The sequence below is a fragment of the Marinilactibacillus sp. 15R genome, from assembly GCF_001895285.1.
Lineage (GTDB): Bacteria > Bacillota > Bacilli > Lactobacillales > Carnobacteriaceae_A > Marinilactibacillus > Marinilactibacillus piezotolerans.
This window is the reverse complement of sequence record NZ_CP017761.1, coordinates 1175295-1193870: the sequence shown is the minus strand read 5'-3', so window position 1 is coordinate 1193870 and position 18576 is coordinate 1175295. Positions and strand designations below refer to the sequence as shown.

The window sequence follows — 18576 nt, the reverse complement described above, 5'->3', positions numbered from 1 at the left end:
TTTTTCACTATGTATTCTAATGAAACGAAATTCTATAAAAATTGTCGTTTCATTAGATTTTAAAACTTAAATTATACTTTTAAGAATTTTCTTATTGATAATGCTGATCCCAAGCTCCCAATCACAATTCCAATACCTAGCAGTAAAGCTACAATAAAGAAAAGGAATGGGTTAGGTTCTAATAAAGCATATGTGGAACCTGCTAAATAGTTCGTCATAGAATCATATCCGCTCAGATAAACATAAGAAATGATTGAAACAGGAATCAGTGCTCCAATTAAACCAATCAGTGCTCCTTCAATAAGGAATGGCCATCTGATAAACCAGTTGGTGGCTCCTACCAGTTTCATGATTTCAATCTCTGTTCTTCTTGAGAAAATCGTAATTCTGATAGTATTAGCTATCAAGAATACTGCTGTAAAAATGAGAGCTACAATTATAATTGTTCCAACATTTCTAACTGTACTCATTACTTCAAACAATCGGTCTGCATCAGATCCGCCGTAATCAACTTCAGCTACATAATCTAATGCTTCTGCGGCTTCAGCTACTTCTGTGGTGGATTCCGGAGAATCAGTATTCACTATGAATACATCATATAACGGGTTATTATCACCATCGAACAAACCGAATGTTTCACCATAACTGCCTATTACGTTGTCCAATTCTTTATCTCGACTAGAAAATTCAATCGATTCAACATGCTCTAATTCTTCTAAACTTGATCTTAAAGTTTCCTGATCTGCTTCTTCAGCCGCTAAATCTATATGAACACGTACACTAACGTTATTTTCAATATCAGAAGCTAACTTGTTTACGTTCATCAGCAAAGCTATAAAACTGCCTACCAACAACAACGTTACGGCAACTGCACTGACCGCTGCTAGTGTCATCCATCCGTTACGAATAATACTTCTTAATGATTCAATAATATGTCTTTTAACTGTTCTAAATTTCATAACCGTATTCCCCTCCTTCTTGATCACGGGCAATACGACCATTTTCAACTGCTAACACTCTATGTCTTACGCGGTTTACAATTTCACTATTATGTGTAGCCATTATAATTGTCGTACCTTGATTATTGATTTCTTCAAGCAACTCCATGATTCCCCAAGCCGTTTCCGGATCTAAATTACCCGTTGGCTCATCAGCAATTAGTACTCGAGGCATATTGGCAATCGCTCGAGCAATCGCAATACGTTGTTGTTCTCCTCCTGAAAGTTCATTTGGAAACATTCTGACTTTATGTTTCAAGCCAACCAGATCTAAAACTTCAAGTACTCGTTTCTGAATTTGTTTGGGATTTTTTTCTAATACCTGCATTGCGTAAGCAACATTTTCGTACACTGTAAGTCGTGGAAGTAGTTTAAAATCCTGGAATACTACTCCAACATGTCTTCTTAAATAAGGAATCTTTTTAGGTTTCAAACTTGCAAGATCAAACTCTCCTACTTTAACAGTTCCTTTTGTTGGAAGTTCTTCTCTATATATCATTTTTATGAATGTAGATTTCCCTGCTCCACTGGGCCCAACGACATAAACGAATTCTCCTTGCTCTATACGAACGTCTAAACCGTTTATTGCTGTAATGCCGTTTGAATATTTCTTGTAAACATTAGACATTTCAATCATTATATACTCACCTATCTACTTAGATTTACTATCATCGATTCTGGTAGGCCATTACGCTTAAGAAACTTCGATAATCTGTTTCTCTTTCTCAAGCCTTTTCCAGTATATCATTGGATTTACAGATGTCTGTTTTAATCCAATTACAAAATTATTTCAAAAAGTCATCATTGTATAATTTCTATGTTTCCGAATGAGGTTATCCCCAAAAATCAGTGCACTTTTACCACATTAAAATACTATTTTCTAATTTAAATGCACACAACTCCCACTAAACCCTAAATAGATATAATAATATGGGATTTAATATATTTCTTTAATGTTACAAACCTATGATAATCCTTACTTGAAAGTATGTCTGAATTTTGACATTTACTGACATATCTTATTTTACGTATATAAAAAGGTTGTTTCAGATGGAATCTCCTCCTGAAACAACCTTTTATCTTACTCATTTGTTTGTATCAAAGAACGTAAATAAGCTTCTATAAAAATATCAATTTCTCCATCCATAACAGCATCTGTATTTCCGCTTTCCACATTTGTTCTATGATCTTTTACCATAGAATAAGGATGGAATACGTATGATCTTATTTGAGATCCCCATCCGATTTCTTTTTGTTCTCCTTTTATCGCTGCCATTTGTTGAGCTTTTTCATCTAGTTCTTTTTGATATAATTTTGCTTTTAACATATTCATTGCTTGTTCTTTATTTGCCAGCTGCGATCTTCCTGCCTGGCTAGCTGCTACTAATCCTGTTTCCTTATGCGTAATCCTAACCGCAGACTCCGTTTTATTGATATGCTGTCCGCCAGCCCCACTAGCACGATACGTATCTACTCTGATATCATCTGGATTGATTTCAATATCAATATCTTCATTGATTTCTGGCGCAACATCTATAGATACAAATGAAGTATGTCTACGTCCACTCGAATCAAATGGTGATATTCTAACTAATCTATGAACGCCTTTTTCAGCTTTGAGAAGACCATATGCATGCTGTCCTTTAACTAGCAGCGTTACGCTTTTGATGCCCGCTTCTTCACCATTCTGATAATCAAGTACTTCATATGAAAATCCCTTTTTGTCAAACCACCTTGTGTACATTCTATAAAGCATTTCTCCCCAGTCTTGGGATTCAGTTCCGCCAGCACCAGGATGGATTTCAAGGATTGCATTATTATTGTCATACGGTTCACTTAACAACATTTCTAATTCAAATGCTTCAATCTCTTTAGTCAGCGATTGAATACCTTCTTCTAATTCAGCTCTGATGTCTTCATCTTGTTCTTCCTCCAGCATTTCAATCATCGTCGTATATTCTTCAACTTGACTTGCTAAAGATTGAAAAGACTGATAGGTACTTTTTACATTATTTGCTTCATCTATGATTATTTGAGCTTTTTGCTGATCATTCCAAAAAGACGGATCAGACATTTGTTCATCGTATTCTGCTATATCAACTTCCATAGCCTCTAAGTCAAAGAGACCCCCTGAAATCTGATACTTTCTGGCTTGCTGCTTGTAGTGCATTCCTTATTTCACTAATTTCCATTATGATATCCTCCTAAAATTCGGGCAGAAAAACGCCTCTTACAACCAACATCTGTTTTTATAAGATTTCTTTTATTCGCTCATATGACTTCTCATCTCACTGTAAGTGAATAACAATTGTGAACCAATGTAGTATTGGTTCAGTTCTTTTTTCTTATTCTACAGATGCCTCATATTTGTAAGAGGGTTCATTTCTCTATATTACAGCTTATTACGCAAACTATCCTAATCTTGTGTGGGTTTCTTCATCATGTGAAAATGTCGGCTTTTTCGCTTGTCCACGTTTAGCCTTTTTACCATTACTATTTGGTGTTGCTTGCTCACGCTGCAAGTTCTGACGAATTTGTGATTTCATCAATAGACGAGTTACTTCGTATTCAATTTCACCGATCATGTCTTCAAATAATGTAAATCCTTCTTGCTGGTACTCTGTTAAAGGATTGAATTGGCCATAAGAACGCAGCCCGATCCCTTGACGCAATTGATCCATCTGATCAATATGATCAGTCCATTTACGGTCTACAACACGCAGAATAACAACTTTCTCAAATTCTAATACTTGTTCTTTTCCATTCAACTGGTCAGTTTTCTCTTCATAATTCTCTCGAGCCAAGTCAACTAGGATATTTTCGATCTCAACAGCTGATTTACCATTTAAGTCTTCTTCGGATAGCTGATCAGGGTGTACCAGAACAGTATGAGCAAACTCAACAATGTGAGAAAGATTCCATTTACTTCTATCCTCTTGTTGGGTGTTTAGTTGAACGTAACGTTCAATTGTTCTACGAATCATTGGAACTGTTACATAATTCAAAGACTCTTCTTCCAGAATGACTTCTTGTCTTTGAGTGTAGATAACTTCACGTTGTTCACGCATAACATCATCGTATTTAAGGACATTTCTACGAGTGTCATAATTATTTCCTTCAACACGTTTTTGTGCTGATTCTACTTGACGACTGATCATGCGACTTTGGATAACCGCATCATCTTCTGAAATTTTTAATTGTTCTAACACCATACGAATACGTTCAGATCCAAAACGTTTCATTAAATCGTCTTCAAGAGATAAATAGAATTGTGAAACGCCAGGATCTCCTTGACGACCGGAACGGCCACGCAACTGATTATCAATACGTCTTGATTCATGTCTTTCAGTACCGATTACAGCCAGTCCACCTAATTCTTTAACACCAGGTCCTAATTTAATATCTGTACCACGACCAGCCATATTGGTAGCGATCGTAACAGCTCCCGGCTGCCCAGCGTTCACGACAATTTCCGCTTCTCTAAAGTGGTTTTTCGCATTTAAAACTTCGTGTGGAACGCCTTCTTTTCTTAGTAAGCGACTGATTCTTTCAGAAGTTTCAACAGCTACTGTACCTACTAAAATAGGTTGACCTTTTTTATGGCGCTCTTTGATATCTTGAGCTACTGCATTAAACTTATTTTCTAAAGTCGGATATAATAAGTCATCACGGTCATCACGAATAAGTTCGCGGTTCGTTGGAATTGCAATAACATTCATATTATAAATCTCACGAAATTCTTCTTCTTCTGTTTTAGCTGTACCTGTCATCCCAGATAGCTTCTTATACATACGGAAGTAGTTCTGGAAGGTAATAGTCGCCATTGTTTTAGATTCTTTCTGAATTTCTACACCTTCTTTAGCTTCAATAGCTTGGTGTAATCCGTCAGAATAACGACGCCCATCCATGATACGCCCAGTAAACTGATCAACAATTTTGACTTCTCCATTATTAACTACATAATCAATATCTAAAAGCATAATAAAGTTAGCTCTTAAAGACTGGTCCAAGTGATGGATTAAAGTCTGATTCTCAAGATCATATAAATTGTTTACTCGGAAAGTTTTCTCAGCCTTTTCGATCCCTTCTTCAGTTAAAGAAATAGATTTGGACTGCAGATCTATCGTGTAGTCTTCCTCTTCCTTTAATCCTTTGACAAAGAAGTCACAACGAGTGTAAAAAGAAGTTGATCGATTAGCCTGTCCAGAAATAATTAATGGTGTTCTTGCCTCATCAACTAAAATCGAATCCACTTCATCAAGAATTGCAAAATTCAATGGTCTTTGAACCATTTGTTCTTTGTATACGACCATATTGTCTCGTAAATAATCGAATCCAAGTTCATTATTAGTAGAATATGTTATATCGCAATTATATGCTTCACGCTTTTCGCTAGAATTTTTCCCATTAAGATTTAATCCAACAGTCAATCCCATCCAGCGGTATAACTCGCCCATTTCTTCAGCATCACGAGTAGCCAGATAATCATTGACTGTTACAACGTGCACGCCTTCTCCAGAAATGGCATTTAAATAAACCGGCATAGTAGCTGTCAGCGTTTTACCTTCACCAGTTTTCATTTCAGAGATATTACCTTCATGGAGTGACATTCCACCCATTAACTGTACACGGAAAGGAAACAAACCTAGTACACGTTTAGCTGCTTCACGAACAGTCGCAAAAGCTTCAGGTAATAAATCATCTAAAGTTTCACCGTTATGATAGCGTGATTTAAATTCTTGTGTGCGAGCTTTCAATTCTTCATCTGATAAAGCAGCAATTTCTTCTTCCATACTTTCAATACGGTCGGCAATTTTTCCATAACGACGCAGTTCTTTCTTGTCATTATCAAACAAATTTTTAAGTAAATGAGCCATTTTTATAAATCTCCTCTTTAATCGTGTAATCTCTTCATTATCGTTATATATCAAAAGTTATACTAACCGATTTTCATACTATACTATCATACCATTATTGTTTCACAAAAAAAAGCCCGGTTATCGCACTGTTAACTACTCATCACTTAGGTAAATCTAACGATTCTTGATGCTTGACGAGAGGTTCTTGATTTCATCTAAGCAAATATAGGTAATGGTCTCTTACCAGTTTGATGGTTTCATTCTGAACAGATCGAACTAATATAGGCATTAAAAAAGGCGAGCATTCTCTGCTCGCCTCCATTTATTTACTTAATCTGTTTCAATTAATCCATATTTTCCGTCTTTACGTTTATAGACAATGCTTGATCCGTTTGTATCAGCATCTTCAAAAATAAAGAAATTATGACCTAACATATCCATTTGCAGGATTGCTTCTTCAGCATCCATCGGTTTCAAGCTTAGACGTTTTGTACGCACGATAGCTGCTCCAATTTCTTCTTCAGTAGATGACTCTTCATCATCAATATCAAGATCTGCCCATAAATCTGGGTTTGTAGGTTGAGGTGCATCCACACCTTGTGATCTACGGTTTTTACGATTGATTTTAGTTTTATATTTTCTCATTTGTCTTTCCAGTTTGCTTACAACCAGATCAACGCTTCCATATAAATCTGGAGAAGTTTCTTCCGCACGTAAGACGATATAAGGAAGTGGTACTGTAACTTCTACTTTCGCAGTTTTATCAGAGTAGGTTTTAAGATTAACATGTGCACTAGCTTCAGGCACATCTTTAAAATATTTTTCAATCTTACCTACTTTTTTCTCAACATATTCCCTGATTGCTTGGGTCACTTCTATGTTTTCTCCGCGAACATTGTATCTTAGCATATTGCTTCACCCTTCCAAATCTATTTTACTTTGAGTCATTTTAGCACAAATCTTAAAATAACTCTTTAACAAACACTTTACTTTTGTTTGTTAACTTAGTTTCATTATACATGACAGCGGTTACTTTCTCAATGTATCTATAGTATTTTATTTTATTCTCTTATCTAAATAAAGACAGCGTCTTCACATTACGCGCCCCGGCAGCTAAAACACACTCTACTGCAAAAAGTATGGTTCTTCCAGTTGTATAAACATCATCGATGATCATGACATTTTTATTACAGAGTTTGGGCTTCATTTCTTTTTTTATTGAAAAAGGCTGTACTGTTTCCAACCGTTCTCGACGGTTTTTACTGGCCTGATTACTTTCAATACTCTTGTTTTCTAAAACTTGTATAAAGGATACTCCTGCAGTTTTTAGCAAAATCTCTGTCTGATTGAATCCTCTCCTTGCAAAACTCTTTTTCGATATTGGAATCGGTATGATCATATCTATTGCTTTATAACCACTGATTACTTTAGCTAAACTGTCTGCTACCATTTTTGCCACACGTATATCCCCGGTAAATTTGAAACGCTCCATCCATTCTTTGCCAAATTCATCATACGAATAAAGAGCGTAATGACTAAACGGATAATCTGGATAAATTTTCTGCCAGTTCATACAATCCTGACATATTGATTTATCCAATTGCTTTCTATGACACTTTGGGCAGCATAAATCCAGTTTAATTGTATCAAATTTTAGTGCACAGGTTCCGCAAACCACTCTAGGTTCTATCTTAGTAAAAGTTAGTAGTTGAGATATCGAAAAGTTTGTAATTATTTCTCTTTTACACCATACACATTTATTCATTTTTTATCAGTCCTCTGCTCCTTGCGATATGATTCATTCTTTTTATTTGTTTGATTGCTCTTTTGATTGCAATCGTCAAACCGTCATGATAATAAATCACTTCTCCACTAGGATAATCAGGTGAACGACCTGCACGTCCCGCTATTTGCACCAATGCTGACTCCGTATAGATCTGATCATCCGCTCCAATAACCAGTACATCAATATCTATAAATGTGACACCTCTCTCTAATATTGTTGTAGTCAATAGAAAATCAAGCTTTTGATCCCGCATAGCTTGGACTTTTCTTTTTCTATCTGAGTCTTCTGAATGAACTGATTCAAACTTTTTCTTTGGAATAACTTCTCTTAAGATACATTCAAATTGTTCCATCCATTTAATATTCGGAACAAATACTAAGAACCTTTTCTCTGATTTTAATAGTTCCAATATTTTTCTATAAACTTTTGTTTTCATCGGATTTTTCAGCAAGCGTTCTTTCCAATTGTTTTCCTTGACCGTTACAGGAACTGGCAAAGCATGACCATGATATCTGGCTGGTAAGATACTAGATTGTATTTTGTTTTCTTTAATTTTTTTCTGGTATATTCTGTCTGGTGTTGCCGTAAGATATATAAGTGCAGATTCCTTTTTTCGTGCTTTTTCTGATGCAAACTGCAACGAATCATCTAATCTGAAAGGAAAAGCATCAATTTCATCAATTATCAGCAAATCAAAAGCTTCTTTGAATCGATACAACTGATGAGTAGTCGCCACCACAAGCTGTGTATAAGTATAGGCTTCTTCCATACCTCCGTATAAAACAATCATTGTAACTGTTGGAAAGGCGTTTTTAAGTCTAGGGGCTAATTCTAAACAAACATCTACTCGAGGAGAAGCCAGACAAATCCTTTTATTTTGTCTAATTGCTGTTTCGATTCCTGAAAAAAGCATTTCTGTTTTACCAGCTCCAGCTACTGCCCATAAGAGTCTAGTTTCATTTTTTTTAATCGTCTGAACCAACTCCTCAGATGCTATTTCCTGCTGCGACGACAACCTTCCTTTCCAGTGTAAAATTGGTTCAGCAGCTTTTTGAAAAATATTTGGTTCTGGAAGATGATAAAATGTACTGCAGCGTCTGACTTTACCCATCTGTATGCACTTCGTGCAATAAGTACAAGGCTGTTTACAGTAACACTGATTCTGCTCTATGGGATAAACTGGTGCATTGCATCTTCGACAATATTCTTTTCCGTTTCGTTTAATAAATCCTGTGCTTGTCTCTAGCCTAAGCTCTAACTCTTCTGTAAAGTCGCTTTCTTCTGTTAATTCCTGTTTCAATACTTCTCTACCAAATAAAATTGATTTATCGAAACATTCCCTCATTTCATGATCCCCTTATATAAATATTCTACTTATATACTGATCAGTGATCTGAAAAGATAACTTTATTTTTCTTTAATAAATAAAAAACTAGCGTATAAATACGCTAGTTCAGCTAAATTTCATTTACTTAATTTGTCATTCAATAATAAATCGTACTATTCATCACTTGTTTTTATTGTCCATGTCATTCCTATTGCACCTTCCCCTGTATGCACTCCGATAACAGGACCTAAAAAGCTGAGATTAAATTCTACGTCTGGAAATTTCGTTTCTAAATTTTCTTTAAATGCTAAGCCTTCTTGTTCACTGAAAGCATGCACAACTGTAGCTTGGATAGGATAATCAGAAGAACGTACAGATTCTTCTAACAAGTTTTCAATCTTTCGCAAAGCTTTTTTCTTTGTACGTATTTTATCAAAAGGTACAATCAATCCATCTACAAATGTTAAAACTGGTTTAATACTTAATAGAGTGGCTACACTTCCTGCAGCTCTTGATAATCTACCACCTTTCACAAGGTTTGTTAGATCGTCTACAACAAAATATAATTCTGTTGCTTCTTTGATCTGATCTAATTTTTTCAGAATTTCTTCAACTGTAGCACCTTTTTGTGCTAACTTGGCAGCTTCTATAACTTGAAATGCTTGCCCGGCAGCTGCCAGTTCAGAATCATAAGGATAAATCTCTACATGTTCAATAGCTTGTGACACACTTACTGCATTTTGATAAGTCCCTGAAATTCCACTTGATAAATGTATACTAATAATGGCATCATATTCTTTTCCTAATTCTTCATAAAGTGCAGTAAAATCTCCCACAGTAGGTTGTGAACTAGTAGGTAGTTTATCCATTTCCCGTACTCTTAAAAAAAATTCTTCTGAAGTAATATCTATTTCTTCTTTGTATACCTCACTTTGAACTATACATGATAAAGGAACCGAATAGATATTATATAAATCATATTGTTCATGAGATAAATAAGCTGTACTATCTGTTACAACGGCTATACTCATCTTTTCACCTCGTCTCTATAATACTCTAGTCAGAATATATGGTTTTCATAAAAAAGTAATTTTCAGCGAAAATATCTAAATTTCTAATGAAAAAGTCGCCTTGTAAACACACCAGATTCATTATACACTAATTGGATAAAAAAGAGAAAGGTTGATTTAAATATGCAGAATTTCCGGACCATAAAAGAAAACGGTTCGCATGAAATCCAAATAAAAAAATCACGCTTTATTTGCCACTTAAAAAGAACTGAAACAGAAGAAGAAGCTATACACCATATTGAATCAATAAAAAAAGAACATTGGAAAGCTAATCATAATTGTTCAGCTTACATATTGGGAGAAAGACAAGAATTCCAGCGCGCTCATGATGATGGCGAACCAAGCGGTACTGCCGGCGTTCCTATGTTAGAGATTCTTAAGAAAAGAAACTTAAATAACATTACCGCTGTTGTCACAAGATATTTTGGCGGGATAAAATTGGGTGCCGGAGGACTGATTAGAGCTTACAGTGGTTCTGTCAACGCTGCTCTTTCTTCTATTGGAATAGTTGAACGCCAGTTACACCAATTCATTACTGTAAGTGTTTCTTATCCTATGAGTGGAAAATTTGAAAATCAGCTTAGACAATCTGAATATATTTTACAGGAAATCCATTATACTGAATCAGTAAGTTTTGAATGTCTAATTCGTTTAGAGAATATCGAACAGTTCCTTAACGAAGTAACCGAATGGACTAGTGACCAAGGAGTTTGTACCCGAGGGAAACAAGCCTGGATTGAATTAGAAGTAAGTGAATAAAATTTATTAATTTAATCTATATTTTTACAAATATGATAATTTTGTGTCTAGTTTTGCACATAAACTATACAGTATCATAAAATTTTCTGTCTAAGCTTGACACTAACAACTAGAAAGATAATAATGTAGAATAGATTATTTTGCCATTTATTAAACTTTCTTCCTATAAAGGAGTACTAGATTTGTCTAAAAATAATAATAGTCGTTCTAATGTACGACGTTCAAGTAAAAAGAAAAAACAAAAAATTGCCTTAGCTATTCTCATTCCACTTTTCACCATCATTTTATTTGCTATGGCTTATTTTGCAAGACTGCTTGCTACAACTGAAAATGCAATTGAAGCTTCTTATCAAGAAGTAGAACGATCTACTCCAGTCGCAGAGGTTGATCCAATAACCGAACCCGTATCTTTTCTGATCCTTGGGGTCGATAACGATCAAGAAAATTCTCGATCTTTGGGTTCAACTCGTGCAGATTCCATTATTTACGCTACTGTAAATCCGATTACTCGCAAAATGAATATGGTTTCTATTCCCCGTGATACTTATGTACCGATCATGCAAGATAATCAAATCGTTAAGTACGATCGGATTAATTCTGCTTATGCACTAGGGCAAGAAAGTACAATGATCGAAACTGTAGAATCATGGCTAGACGTGCCTATCCACTATTATGCTACTTTCAATTTTGATGCTTTTTTAGAGATCATTGATGCTTTAGGCGGGATTGAAATGGATGTCCCTATCACCTTCTCTGAGCAAGATTCTTCTGGAAAATCTGGAATGATTCATTTAGAGGAAGGACTACAAACGTTAAACGGAGAAGAAGCGCTTGCACTAGCTAGAACTAGAAAAATTGACAACGATGTAGAACGCGGCCATCGCCAGCAGCTAGTAATAGAAGCGATTATGAAAAAAGCTTTAAATATCGGTTCCATTCCTAAATATACGGATATTGTTGAAACAGTCGGGGCTAATATGCGTACGAATATGCGTATCAGTGATATGACTGCTCTTGCTAAAACGGGTCTTAATTCTGACTTCGCAATACAATCACACGTTTTTGAATGGTCAAGCTTTACTGAAAGAGGCATGGATCTAGTTAAAATCGATCCAACTAGCTTTGCAAATATCCAACTGGAATTACAAAATTCTCTTGATCCAAATTTCTCTGATGATTCAGCTTATACTGATGAGAATAATGATGAAGAGACCACATCAAACAACTCTTCTAATCAAGAGACTACTATAACAGAACTTGAAACTGCTGAACCAGAGACAGATTCACAGTAAATACAAAAAGAAACCAGATGATTATTTATCGTCTGGTTTCTTTTTGTTTAATTTATATCCAAATTCTCGTATTGATTTTAATAACGGCCTTCTATCTGCCCCAACTAATCCAATAATCTCTACGAACAATTCTACACCTACAAATACTGAAATAGTTAGTAAAATTGAACCCCAGAATGTTGAAAAATTATACAATAAAGCAATGATTGAGAAAATAGCTGATACACTATAAATGGCTAGCACGGTTTGTCTGTGAGATAAACCTAAAGACATCAACCGATGATGAATGTGATTTTTATCTGCAACCGAAATTGACTGCCGATTCATTTTTCTTCGAATCATTGCAAATAGTGTGTCAGTGACTGGTATTCCTAAAATAACGACCGGTAAGACAAGTGAAATAAGTGTAGCATTTTTCAAACCTTGCAGAGAAAATATTCCAATCATAAATCCTATAAATAACGCACCCGTGTCTCCAAGAAAAAGACTAGCAGGATGAAAGTTATAAGGTAAAAAGCCTGCAATAGCAGCTACAAGTACAAAAATCATAATTGATATTGACACTTCTTGTATTGTCAGGAAAAAGAACCCGATGATTCCCATAGTTGTAAGTGCGATAATGGAAACACCACTTGCGAGACCATCCAGCCCATCAATCAAATTCACTGCATTAGTAAATCCGAGAATCCAGAGTAAAGTAAAAGGCAGACTCCAAGAACCAAATTCTAATGTTCCAAACAATGGTAGTGTCATTGTTTCCAGGGAGATACCGCCAAAGTAATAAACAACTAAAGCACCTAGCAAAATACCCATTACTTTTAGTAATGGCGTTAAGTTTTTCAGATCATCTATACACCCTGTCAACAAAACGATCAGCGAACCCAAAAAAATGGGAAGTATCAGTGAAGTTGGTATCGGCAGCAAAATAAACAGCGCGAAATAAAAAGCAATAAAAATTGCAATCCCGCCCATTGTTGGCATTATTTTATTGTGAACTCTTCTTGCATCCGGGACATCTACCCAATTGAATTTCATTGCGACTCTTTTATAAACAGCAGTCAAAATCATACTGAGTATTACAGTGGCAATACAGACAAGAAGAACTAAGTACATATCATACATTTTAACTATCCCATTTCTGGTAAACTTTCTTTCATTATAACATTGAAAGAATCGAAAACACAATTGCATTATTACATCATCTGAATTAAACTGGAGAATAGAATTACAATATTAAAACAAAAAATAATAAATGAGTTAATTAAAGAATCGAGGTTGACATGCGTTCACAAAAACATGTTAAAAGACAAAAAAGAAATAAATGGATTAAACGAATTTTATTTACTATCTTAGTTTTAGTTTTTTTCGTTACTGGAACCGTAGTAGGCTACTACGGCAGTGAAATCATACGCGTTTTAAGTGATGTATCTGAAAATACACCTGAAGAGCTACAAGACACTTCCGAACAAGATGCACGTCTAGAAGAATTACATCCCTTTTCTGTTTTATTACTTGGGCTCGATGACGCTGATGGAACCAGACGTTCTGATACATTAATTGTTGCGACTATTAACCCTAATGAGGAATCTGTAAAACTTGTTTCTATCCCTCGAGACACGATGATTACTTTACCTGATTCAGACCGTTCAGAAAAGATCAATGCTCTCTATACGATCTACGGTGTTTCTGGAACCATTGATTATGTTGAAGAATATCTAGACATCCCTATTTCTTATTACGCAACTCTGAATTTTGAAGGCTTAGTGGATCTTGTCGATGCAGTAGGTGGGATTACAGTAGATTCACCATTAGCTTTCACCGTACAAGATAGTGACGAAAATTCAGATGCTATCGAAATCGAAGAGGGTCTGCAAACTGTAGATGGAGAACATGCTTTAGGATATGCCCGAATGAGAAAACAAGATCCAAGAGGCGATTGGGGTAGACAAGAAAGACAACAGGAAGTCATCCAAACATTAGCAGAAAAACTAATGTCTCTAGACTCATTTGTAAACTTCGCTCCAATAATGGATGCTGTAAGAGAAAATCTTCAAACGAATCTTTCTGGTCAACAAATCTGGACAATTGCCAATAATTATACAGAAGCTGCAAATGATGTTGAATCCCTTGAAATACAAGGCGAAGCAGATTACGTCTATTTCCCTTCCTATGATCTAGATCTATATGTCTGGCTTCCTTTTGATGAATCTATTGAAGAAATTCAAAGTACATTACGTGAGCACTTAGAATTAGATCCTTCCACTGACAGTATCGACGAAGGCGAAGTAGGGATCGATGAAGAATTAGAAAATATTCCTTCTGAGTCTGGTGATTCATTTTCTAATCCACTAGAAGAGGAACAATACGAAGAAACAGAGTAACCTCAACCCAAGAACTCTACTATAAAAAAAGTCTTACCGATTCAATAATTGAATCGGTAAGACTTTTTTATCCATTACTTCAAGTCTGACAATGGTTTACTCAGCCTTTCATCAAGTAGTGTATACCATAAGTTATATCCTTCTCCATTCGGATGTACTGCATCATCTAAATAGTATTCTAACGAATGATTAGAATTTGCAATTTTTCTGGACATCAGTGAATAAATATCAATAAAATTCCATCCTTGTTTTTGAACAAAAGCACTCACTTCATCATTATATTGATCATAGGTTAAAGTTCCATTATCTAAATATATATCGTTATAAATAGTGGGATTCGCTGTCGTAAGAATAACTAACGTATTAGGCAGATTTTCCTGGAATCGATTCATAATTCCAATTAATTCTTCTTTTGTTAAGGATAGATCGTTTTGAGGAAATCGATTGTTGTTGATTAGACAAAGCTCAAAAATAACAATATCAGGCTTTGATTCAATCGTTTCAGTAATCTTTTCCTGAACTAGTAAATCGGTAGTGCTATAGCCATTGTATCCTCTGTTCCACACTTTAGCATTGATTTCTTCATACTGGTTCAAACGTTGTTCTACTCTCGTTCCCCAAACTGGCTGTTCAGCAGTAGCTCCTTTCCCTCTTGTTACACTACTTCCCAATACAGCAATATCGACTTGTCCATCTCGCTTAGTTATAAACTTGGCTCTATCCAAGATGCTTTCAGAATCTTTAGTTGTCAGCTCCATATACTCTTCAGTGAGTTCTTGTGACTCTGCTTCTTGTTGTTTTGTTAAAAACCAATACAAAATGCTCAAGGAGACCAATATGAGAAAAACAGCTATTAAATAATTTGTTTTTGCCAGCTTTAACTTTTCCTTCATAAGATTTGCTCTCCTTTTAATTAAAGTAATTGATTATCTTTCTGGTTAACAGTCTACTGTAAAACAGTACCATTTTATCGAATTCTTAATCAATTGTCTTAAAAAAATATATATTGTTATATTTCTGGCACATTTTTTAACTTGGTGATTATAATCTTTTAAAAACTTAAAAAACCTAAAGAGTAAGTACTCTTCAGGTTTTAAAAAATTCATTTATTAGAAATAATGTACTTCATTAGTCGCTGCGTTCCCCAAACTACTTTTTAGTTGCTTCCAAGAAAAATTCATACCGATCTCCCACATATTGAGAACGAACATATTCAAATGGCGTACCATCTTGGCTATAACTGACTTGCCGTAATCTGAGAACAGAAGAACCTCGCTTGATTCCCAACATCTCTGCTATTGATTCCGATGCCCAAGTAGCCGAAATCGTCTGTTCTGCATGATCTACCCGCATGCCTTTTTCTACTTCCAGCGTTTTAAACAAATGCTGTGTAATTTGTTTTTTACTTAAATCTTTCACATATTTATAAGGGATTGTTGCTACTTCATAACAAATCGGAACTCCATCCGCCGAACGGATTCTTTCCATGATCAGAACTTCTTCATTGTGTTCGATCATTAGTTTTTCAGCTTCACTGATACTAGCTGGTTTAGTGTGGAAAGCAACTAATTGGCTTGTAGGAGTTTTCCCTTGGCGCTCAACAGTTTCAGTAAAACTTGGTACACCACTCATTTTTTCTCGAACTTTTTCTAAAGCTACGAATGTACCTGAACCTCTTCGTCTTTCAAGTAATCCTTCATCTACGAGGGTATTTACTGCTTGTCTAGCCGTCATACGACTCACATCAAACTGTAAAGCTAAATCTCTTTCAGAAGGAATTTTGGTTCCTTCTTTCCATTCACCAGTATTGATCCATTCTCTCATCTGGTTATGCATTTGAATATATACAGGCATTTTTTTTGGCATGCAATTCTTCCTTTCTAACTCCATATGTCAAACTAATTCAAAAGTTTCACTGATAAACAAACATCAGCTTTCACTCTACAAGACATTAGGGGTGTTAGAATACCTTAAAGTTTGCTTGCAGCTGCCTCATCGATTATGACCGTAACATCATCATGCGTCTGTAAAATGCTGGCTGGTACTTGCTCAGTGATTGGTCCATTAAGCATATCATGTACTGCTTCAGCTTTACTCTCACCAAAGGCCATTAACAGAATTTTTTTTGCAGATAAAATGGACTTGATTCCCATAGAAAATGCATATTTAGGTACATCTTCTTCGGACTCAAAATATCTCTTATTTGCATTAATTGTTGCCTCAGTAAGCTTTTCAACATGTGTTTCTTGTAGAAAAGATGTGCCAGGCTCATTGAACCCAATGTGAGCATTTGTGCCAATACCAAGAATCTGCAAGTCGATAGGGTATTCTTCTATAATCTTATTGTACCTTTTTACTTCTTCATCTTCATCCCCTAATCCATCAGGAATAAAACTTTTTTTAAAAGGTTTATCTTTAAATAAATTTTCTTGCATAAAAGTATGATAACTTTGTGGATGATCTGCAGGAAGGCCTTTATATTCATCCAGATTAATAGAAATCAAGTTCGAATAATCCGTATTACTTGCCCTCATTTCTTTGTAGAGGGTTTCAGGTGTACTTCCAGTAGCCAGTCCCAACACTGCTGCATCACTATGGATTGCTTTTTCAACTAATTCAAATGCCTTTTTTCCGCCTTCTACTTTATCTTTTGTTATAATTACATTCATTTTTGAATTATTTTTAATTGTCTTATCTATCATCTTGGATTTCTCCTCCTAATATGGTTTCAAGCAATGTTAAGTCCTCTCCTAAAATCAGCATATCTGCATCCTTATTAGGCAGTAAAGATCCTTTATTTTCTAATGAAAATTCTTTTGCTTGGTTAACTGAACTCATTTTAACAGCTTCTTCAATGCTGCAGCCTGTATATTCTATAACGTTTCTGAAGGCATCTATATACGTCAATACGCTGCCTGCCAGAGTACCGTCTTCTAATCGGGCTCGTTTATCTTTTACTATAACTTGTTGTCCACCTAATTCACTTTTGCCCTCAGGAACTCCTTTTGCACGCATAGAGTCTGTAATTAACTCAATGCCCTCTGCCCCTTTAGCTTTATAAGCTAGTTTGACCATTTCCGGAACGATATGGAAACCATCCACGATCATCTCAACCATAACATTTTTTTCCAACAAACCAAATCCAGTCACACCTATTTCTCTGTGATGTAATCCTCTTTGTGCATTGAACAGATGAGTGACATGAGTTGCTGCAGATTCCTTTAAATCATTATATTTAGCATCTGAATGTCCAACTGACATGATAATATTATTTTCTTTACAATACTCTTCAAATTCAGAGACATCTCCTGTTTCTGGTGCATAGGTGACTAGACGAATTCGACCACCACTCAAATTATTCCACTTTTCGATTTTATCTTTATCAGCAACTACTATATATTTCTCTGGTTGAGCTCCTTTATGTTTAACTGAAATAAAAGGTCCTTCAATATGAATTCCCTGTATTACCGGATTTGATGCCGCTGCTTTATTAAGATTTCTCAGTGATCTTTCAATATTTTCATCCGACTGTGTCATGGTAGTAGGAAAATAACTTGTAACGCCTTCTTTCAACATTTTTCTAATCATTTCGTTGATTTCTTCAGGAGTTCCATCCATATTGTCAATCAAATATCCGCCATGGCTGTGCACATCAATAAAGCCAGGAATTACTTTTTTACCCTTCAGGTCCATTACTTCTTCATCCGACTGTGCTTCAAATGCTTCCATTTTCCCAACGCCGATTATCTCTTTATCAAAACGAATATATCCTTTTTCTATTGAATCTTCTCCGGTGTAAATATGCGCATTTGTCAAAACCTTAACCATATAAATTCCTCCTTAGGTTTTACTCAAGCTTATTATAATTGGTATATACCAAAAAGTCAAATATATAAATTTTACTCCCGATCTAGAAGCTGTTTCTCTATTCACTCAAGCTATTTTCAGTTTAAGTTAAAACACAAATCCATTTTCTCTATCTACTTTACTTCTTTTTTGATTTGAGTTGGTACATAAGCCCCTTTTATCTCTCTACTCAGTTTCTCTTCCGGCTCGAGTTCCACTATAACTGCCGATAAGACAAAAAGGACCGAGACAATTGTC

Annotated in this window: 16 protein-coding genes; 3 read left to right on the top strand and 13 right to left on the bottom strand. The window is 35.4% G+C overall.

Features of this window, described 5'->3' with window-relative positions; all coding sequences use genetic code 11:
- Window positions 1-71: 71 nt before the first annotated feature.
- The 8 genes from ftsX to BKP56_RS05790 form a co-directional block, all read right to left on the bottom strand.
- Entirely contained in the window at window positions 72-959 is an 888-nt protein-coding gene (ftsX, locus tag BKP56_RS05825; RefSeq protein WP_072694226.1) for a permease-like cell division protein FtsX, read from the bottom strand.
- Window positions 949-1635: a cell division ATP-binding protein FtsE gene (ftsE, locus tag BKP56_RS05820; protein WP_072694225.1), complete on the bottom strand. Its 687-nt coding sequence runs from the start codon at window positions 1633-1635 to the stop codon at window positions 949-951. The genes ftsX and ftsE overlap by 11 nt, the downstream gene beginning before the upstream one ends.
- Before the next feature lie 444 nt (window positions 1636-2079).
- A protein-coding gene (gene prfB, locus BKP56_RS05815; RefSeq protein ID WP_198034001.1) for a peptide chain release factor 2 occupies window positions 2080-3190 on the bottom strand; the annotation gives its coding sequence in 2 pieces (ribosomal slippage) (window positions 2080-3117 and window positions 3119-3190; 1110 coding nt in all).
- A 219-nt stretch (window positions 3191-3409) separates the two neighbouring features.
- Complete coding sequence (secA, locus tag BKP56_RS05810) at window positions 3410-5875, bottom strand: preprotein translocase subunit SecA (protein ID WP_072694223.1); 2466 nt, start codon at window positions 5873-5875, stop codon at window positions 3410-3412.
- Window positions 5876-6187: 312 nt separating this feature from the next.
- Window positions 6188-6766, bottom strand: a complete 579-nt coding sequence (gene hpf, locus BKP56_RS05805; protein ID WP_072694222.1) for a ribosome hibernation-promoting factor, HPF/YfiA family — start codon at window positions 6764-6766, stop codon at window positions 6188-6190.
- 160 nt (window positions 6767-6926) lie between these two features.
- On the bottom strand, window positions 6927-7430 hold the full coding sequence (locus BKP56_RS05800; protein WP_177206305.1) for a ComF family protein: 504 nt from the start codon (window positions 7428-7430) through the stop codon (window positions 6927-6929).
- Between the two features lie 184 nt (window positions 7431-7614).
- Window positions 7615-8988 carry a DEAD/DEAH box helicase gene (locus tag BKP56_RS05795; protein ID WP_072694220.1) on the bottom strand — a complete coding sequence of 458 codons (1374 nt, stop codon included), beginning with the start codon at window positions 8986-8988 and terminating at the stop codon, window positions 7615-7617.
- Window positions 8989-9143: 155 nt separating this feature from the next.
- Window positions 9144-10001, bottom strand: coding sequence for a DegV family protein (locus BKP56_RS05790; RefSeq protein WP_072694219.1), 858 nt, complete (start codon window positions 9999-10001; stop codon window positions 9144-9146).
- Window positions 10002-10163: 162 nt separating this feature from the next.
- Here BKP56_RS05790 and BKP56_RS05785 point away from each other — a divergent pair, with 162 nt between their 5' ends.
- Together BKP56_RS05785 and BKP56_RS05780 are read left to right on the top strand one after the other, a co-directional pair.
- Window positions 10164-10799, top strand: a complete 636-nt coding sequence (locus BKP56_RS05785; protein WP_072694218.1) for a YigZ family protein — start codon at window positions 10164-10166, stop codon at window positions 10797-10799.
- A gap of 182 nt (window positions 10800-10981) precedes the next feature.
- A complete protein-coding gene (locus tag BKP56_RS05780) occupies window positions 10982-12091 on the top strand; it encodes an LCP family protein (protein WP_072694217.1) in 1110 nt (369 codons plus the stop codon).
- A gap of 21 nt (window positions 12092-12112) precedes the next feature.
- Here BKP56_RS05780 and BKP56_RS05775 read toward each other — a convergent pair whose 3' ends face one another.
- A complete protein-coding gene (locus tag BKP56_RS05775) occupies window positions 12113-13204 on the bottom strand; it encodes a glycosyltransferase family 4 protein (protein ID WP_072696007.1) in 1092 nt (363 codons plus the stop codon).
- A 167-nt stretch (window positions 13205-13371) separates the two neighbouring features.
- Between BKP56_RS05775 and BKP56_RS05770 the strand changes: the two genes are divergently transcribed.
- Complete coding sequence (locus BKP56_RS05770) at window positions 13372-14472, top strand: LCP family protein (RefSeq protein ID WP_072694216.1); 1101 nt, start codon at window positions 13372-13374, stop codon at window positions 14470-14472.
- A gap of 74 nt (window positions 14473-14546) precedes the next feature.
- On the opposite strand, the gene BKP56_RS05765 is transcribed toward BKP56_RS05770, so the two are convergent.
- The 4 genes from BKP56_RS05765 to nagA all read right to left on the bottom strand — a co-directional run bounded on the left by BKP56_RS05765 (window position 14547) and on the right by nagA (window position 18300).
- Complete coding sequence (locus tag BKP56_RS05765; protein ID WP_072694215.1) at window positions 14547-15365, bottom strand: SGNH/GDSL hydrolase family protein; 819 nt, start codon at window positions 15363-15365, stop codon at window positions 14547-14549.
- 256 nt (window positions 15366-15621) lie between these two features.
- Window positions 15622-16338, bottom strand: a complete 717-nt coding sequence (locus tag BKP56_RS05760) for a GntR family transcriptional regulator (protein WP_072694214.1) — start codon at window positions 16336-16338, stop codon at window positions 15622-15624.
- A gap of 104 nt (window positions 16339-16442) precedes the next feature.
- Complete coding sequence (gene nagB / locus BKP56_RS05755; RefSeq protein WP_072696005.1) at window positions 16443-17141, bottom strand: glucosamine-6-phosphate deaminase; 699 nt, start codon at window positions 17139-17141, stop codon at window positions 16443-16445.
- Between the two features lie 22 nt (window positions 17142-17163).
- Window positions 17164-18300, bottom strand: a complete 1137-nt coding sequence (gene nagA, locus BKP56_RS05750) for an N-acetylglucosamine-6-phosphate deacetylase (RefSeq protein ID WP_072694213.1) — start codon at window positions 18298-18300, stop codon at window positions 17164-17166.
- Window positions 18301-18576: the final 276 nt, after the last annotated feature.

Bases quoted from the DNA above. Each gene is read 5' to 3' on its own strand.
- nagA (WP_072694213.1), bottom strand. From the start codon at position 18,300: ATGGTTAAGGTTTTGACAAATGCGCATATTTACACCGGAGAAGATTCA.
- secA (WP_072694223.1), bottom strand. From the start codon at position 5,875: ATGGCTCATTTACTTAAAAATTTGTTTGATAATGACAAGAAAGAACTG.
- BKP56_RS05800 (WP_177206305.1), bottom strand. From the start codon at position 7,430: ATGAACTGGCAGAAAATTTATCCAGATTATCCGTTTAGTCATTACGCT.
- BKP56_RS05775 (WP_072696007.1), bottom strand. From the start codon at position 13,204: ATGTACTTAGTTCTTCTTGTCTGTATTGCCACTGTAATACTCAGTATG.
- ftsX (WP_072694226.1), bottom strand. From the start codon at position 959: ATGAAATTTAGAACAGTTAAAAGACATATTATTGAATCATTAAGAAGT.
- BKP56_RS05770 (WP_072694216.1), top strand. From the start codon at position 13,372: ATGCGTTCACAAAAACATGTTAAAAGACAAAAAAGAAATAAATGGATT.
- BKP56_RS05760 (WP_072694214.1), bottom strand. From the start codon at position 16,338: ATGCCAAAAAAAATGCCTGTATATATTCAAATGCATAACCAGATGAGA.
- nagB (WP_072696005.1), bottom strand. From the start codon at position 17,141: ATGAATGTAATTATAACAAAAGATAAAGTAGAAGGCGGAAAAAAGGCA.
- BKP56_RS05785 (WP_072694218.1), top strand. From the start codon at position 10,164: ATGCAGAATTTCCGGACCATAAAAGAAAACGGTTCGCATGAAATCCAA.
- BKP56_RS05790 (WP_072694219.1), bottom strand. From the start codon at position 10,001: ATGAGTATAGCCGTTGTAACAGATAGTACAGCTTATTTATCTCATGAA.
- BKP56_RS05795 (WP_072694220.1), bottom strand. From the start codon at position 8,988: ATGAGGGAATGTTTCGATAAATCAATTTTATTTGGTAGAGAAGTATTG.
- BKP56_RS05765 (WP_072694215.1), bottom strand. From the start codon at position 15,365: ATGAAGGAAAAGTTAAAGCTGGCAAAAACAAATTATTTAATAGCTGTT.
- hpf (WP_072694222.1), bottom strand. From the start codon at position 6,766: ATGCTAAGATACAATGTTCGCGGAGAAAACATAGAAGTGACCCAAGCA.
- ftsE (WP_072694225.1), bottom strand. From the start codon at position 1,635: ATGATTGAAATGTCTAATGTTTACAAGAAATATTCAAACGGCATTACA.